General features: G+C 75.0%; 2 protein-coding genes and 1 pseudogene. All 3 read left to right on the top strand.

Annotation, left to right across the window (positions count from 1 at the left end):
- Window positions 1-165 (top strand): annotated as a pseudogene (locus HMPREF3105_RS13735) (DNA mismatch repair protein MutT); the annotation flags it as partial.
- A gap of 28 nt (window positions 166-193) precedes the next feature.
- Entirely contained in the window at window positions 194-1,522 is a 1,329-nt protein-coding gene (gene nadA / locus HMPREF3105_RS00485; protein WP_036316443.1) for a quinolinate synthase NadA, read from the top strand.
- Window positions 1,519-2,439, top strand: coding sequence for a carboxylating nicotinate-nucleotide diphosphorylase (gene nadC / locus HMPREF3105_RS00480; protein WP_036316441.1), 921 nt, complete (start codon window positions 1,519-1,521; stop codon window positions 2,437-2,439). Before nadA ends, nadC begins: the two co-directional genes overlap by 4 nt.
- The last annotated feature ends 145 nt before the right edge of the window (window positions 2,440-2,584 follow it).

The raw sequence follows: 2,584 nt of genomic DNA, 5'->3' as shown, positions 1-2,584 counted from the left end.
CTCGACGCCGCCAACTTCCGCCGCGCCACCCTCGCCGCCGGGGCCCTCGAGGAGACCGGCGAGGTCCGCGGCGGCACCCCGCACCGCCCGCCCAAGCTCTACCGCTACCGGCCCGCCGGGCCCGGGACCGACCCCGATCCCGCCGGGCCGGATGCCCGCCGCTGACCCACCAGCCCCGACCCAGGAGTCACCCATGACCACCCCGACCGGGACCACCGCCTCGGTGGCCCGCACCCTGACCCTGATCGACAAGGACGCCGCGCGCGGCTCCTCGTGCTCCCCCGACCTGACCCGCGGCCCCTGGGCGTTCGACGCCGGCCTGCCCGCCTACGGCCCCGGCGCATCGCAGGACGACGCCGTCCCGGCCGACGCCCCCGTGCAGGGCCGCATCCCCGAGGAGTACCAGCGGGCCTCGGACGAGGAGCTCCACGCCCGGATCAGCGCGGCGCGGCAGACGCTCGGCGAACGCGTCGTCGTGCTGGGCCACTTCTACCAGCGCGACGAGGTCGTCCAGCACGCCGACTTCGTGGGCGACTCCTTCCAGCTCGCGCGGGCCTCCCAGGGCCGGCCCGAGGCGGAGGCGATCGTGTTCTGCGGCGTGCACTTCATGGCGGAGACCGCGGACCTTCTCTCCACCCCGGACCAAGCCGTCATCCTGCCCAACCTCGCCGCCGGCTGCTCCATGGCGGACATGGCCGACCTGGACTCGGTCGAGGACGCGTGGGAGCAGCTCGAGGCGGTCTACGGCACCGAGCCGGACGACGACGGGCGCGTGCCCCTGCTGCCCGTGACCTACATGAACTCCTCCGCGGCCCTCAAGGGCTTCGTCGGCGAGCGCGGCGGCATCGTGTGCACGTCCTCCAACGCCTCGGCCGTGCTGGACTGGGCGTTCGAGCGTGCCCAGCGCGTCCTGTTCTTCCCGGACCAGCACCTGGGCCGGAACACGGGCCGCGCCAGGGGGATCCCACTCGAGCAGATGCCGACGTGGAATCCCCGCCTGCCGCTGGGCGGGAACTCCGAGGACGCCCTGCGGGACGCGAAGGTCCTGCTGTGGCACGGCTTCTGCTCGGTGCACCGCCGCTTCACTGTGGCGCAGATCGAGCAGGCCCGCGCCGAGCACCCGGACGTCCAGGTGATCGTGCACCCCGAGTGCCCCCTGCCCGTGGTGGAGGCCGCGGACTCCTCCGGGTCCACGGACTTCATCGTCAAGGCCATCCAGGCGGCGCCGGCCGGCTCGACCTTCGCGATCGGCACCGAGATCAACCTCGTGCAGCGCCTGGCCGCCCAGCACCCCGAGCACACGATCTTCTGCCTCGACCCCGTGATCTGCCCGTGCTCCACGATGTACCGCATCCACCCCGGCTACCTCGCGTGGGTGCTCGAGGAGCTCGTGGCCGGCCGCGTGGTCAACCGGATCACCGTGCCCGCGTCCGTGGCCGACCCGGCCCGCACCGCGCTCGAGCGAATGCTGGCCGTCGCGCCGAAGCAGTCGGCCGCGCAGTCCGCCGGGGCTGGGACGTGACCCCGGCCGACCGCGCCCCGACGACACCGGCCCCGCGGCCGGACGTGGAGCGGATCGTGGCCGCAGCGCTCGCCGAGGACGCGCCCTGGGGTGACGTCTCCTCGGAGGCCTTCGTCCCGGAGCAGGCCCGGATCACCGCGCGCGTGGTGGCCCGCGAGGCCGGGGTGCTCTCCGGCACGAACGCCCTCGAGGCCGCCTTCCGGCTCGTCGACCCGGCCGTGTCCGTCACCCTGCACCTGGCCGACGGCGCCGACCTGTCCCCCGGCGCCGTCGTCGCCGAGGTCGCGGGCCCCGCCCGCTCGGTGCTGCGCGCCGAGCGCGTGGCGCTGAACCTCGTCCAGCGCCTGTCCGGGATCGCCACGACGACGGCCGCCCACGTGGCCGCCGTGCGCGCCGGCGGCGGGCACGCGCGGGTGGTGGACACCCGCAAGACCACCCCGGGTCTGCGCGTGCTCGAACGGCAGGCGGTGCGGGACGGAGGCGGGCACAACCACCGCTTCAGCCTCTCGGATGCCGTGATGCTCAAGGACAACCACCTGGCCGCGCTGGGGTTCGGCGGTGCCGGCGACCCGGGCGAGGCCCTCACCGCGGCCCTGCGCGCCGGGATGGCCCGCCTGCCGCACACCACCCACGTGGAGGTGGAGGTCGACCGGCTCGAGCAGATCCCGGCGGTGCTCGCCGCCGGGGTCGACACGATCATGCTGGACAACTTCTCGCCGGCCGAGCTGCGGGCCGGCGTCGAGCTCGTGGCGGGCCGCGCCGTCGTCGAGGCCTCCGGCGGGGTGAGCCTCGAGACGATCGGGGCGATCGCGGCCACGGGCGTGGACGTGATCTCGGTGGGAGCACTGACCCATACCGTCCAGTCCCTGGACCTGGGCCTGGACGCCGTGGTCGAGGAGGGCTCGCCGCGCCGATGAGCACCACCCTCGACCTGGACCACGCGGCCACCGCGCCCGTCCGGCGCAGCGCGCTGGAGGCGATGTGGCCCGCCCTCACCGGCGTCTACGGCAACCCGTCCTCGGCGCACGAGGCCGGCCGGGCGGCGGTGGCCCTGCTCGAGGA

It is taken from the genome of Micrococcus sp. HMSC31B01 (assembly GCF_001816085.1).
GTDB classification, from domain to species: domain Bacteria; phylum Actinomycetota; class Actinomycetes; order Actinomycetales; family Micrococcaceae; genus Micrococcus; species Micrococcus luteus.
The sequence above is the reverse complement of the archived record's forward strand: the minus strand, read 5'-3'. Positions and strand labels throughout refer to the sequence as shown.

Coding starts and splice junctions, on each gene's coding strand:
- nadA (WP_036316443.1), top strand. CDS start 194: ATGACCACCCCGACCGGGACCACCGCCTCGGTGGCCCGCACCCTGACC.